Source organism: Pseudoflavonifractor sp. 60 (assembly GCF_009911645.1).
Lineage (GTDB): Bacteria > Bacillota > Clostridia > Oscillospirales > Oscillospiraceae > Lawsonibacter.
Genome location: NZ_QWKI01000268.1, coordinates 1 through 999, shown reverse-complemented (window position 1 = coordinate 999; position 999 = coordinate 1). Strand labels below are relative to the sequence as shown.

Annotated in this window: 1 protein-coding gene; it reads right to left on the bottom strand. The window is 57.0% G+C overall.

Features of this window, described 5'->3' with window-relative positions; all coding sequences use genetic code 11:
• On the bottom strand, positions 1-999 hold a 999-nt coding region (locus tag D1646_RS21280), incomplete at both ends, for a recombinase family protein (RefSeq protein WP_201754796.1).

The window sequence follows — 999 nt, the reverse complement described above, 5'->3', positions numbered from 1 at the left end:
TCCACCCTGCCAGTCTGCTCCTGCATCGTTTCCATTTCAGCGGCCAGACGCTTCAACTCGCTTTCAAGCTGCTCCTGCTCCGCTTCATACTGCTGGGAAAGTTTCAGAAACCGCTTGTCCGTCAGCTTGCCCGCAACGTGATCCTCATAGGTGCGCTGAATCAGCACATCCAGTTCATCATATCGCCGTTGCCCGTCCGTCAGGGCCTTCCGGCTCTCCTTCATCTGCTGTGTCTGGCGGTCAGAGGTCGTGTCCATCACCAGCCGTTCAAAGGCTTCCCGGTTGGCTTTGGCATATTCTGAAATGGAGCGCAGGGCCGACAGAATCAAGTCCCGAACGACCTCCGAACGGATAAAGTGCATGGTGCAATCGCTGGTGCGCTTGCGGTAGCTGGAACAGGCATAGGAATCTCTGAAATGCCCCTTGCCATTGTCCCCACGCTCGTTATACAGTCTCGCTCCGCAATCGGCGCAGTAGAGAAGTCCAGTCAGCGGATTGGCTTCTCCCAGGCTGGTAGGGCGGCGTCCGGTTTTGCGTAGCTTTTGCGCCGTCTGAAAAGTTTCCTCGTCAATGATCGGTGCTTGGGTGTTCTCAAAAATCACCCAGCTATCCTTGGGGGTGAGATGCCGCCGCTTATCCCGAAAGCTGGTCTTTTCCGTCTTAAAATTGACGGTATGGCCCATGTATTCCATGCGGTTGAGGATGTAGGAAACGGTAGTCCCCCACCAGCGGCAGGGGTCGGCAAAATCGCCGTTGCGCCGGTTCCCCGCGCCGCGCTCCGCAAGGTAGGCGGACGGGCAGAGGATGTGTTCTCTTTCCAGAATTGTGGCGATCTCATAGGGGCCTTTGCCGTTGATGGTCATACGGAAGATTCGCCGGACGATCTCGGCGGCTTCATCGTCAATGACCCACTTCTCCGGGTCATCCGGGTCTTTCTTGTAGCCGTAGAGCGGGTGAACGGTGGTGTGCTTGCCAGCCATGCCCTGGGCGCGTTTGATA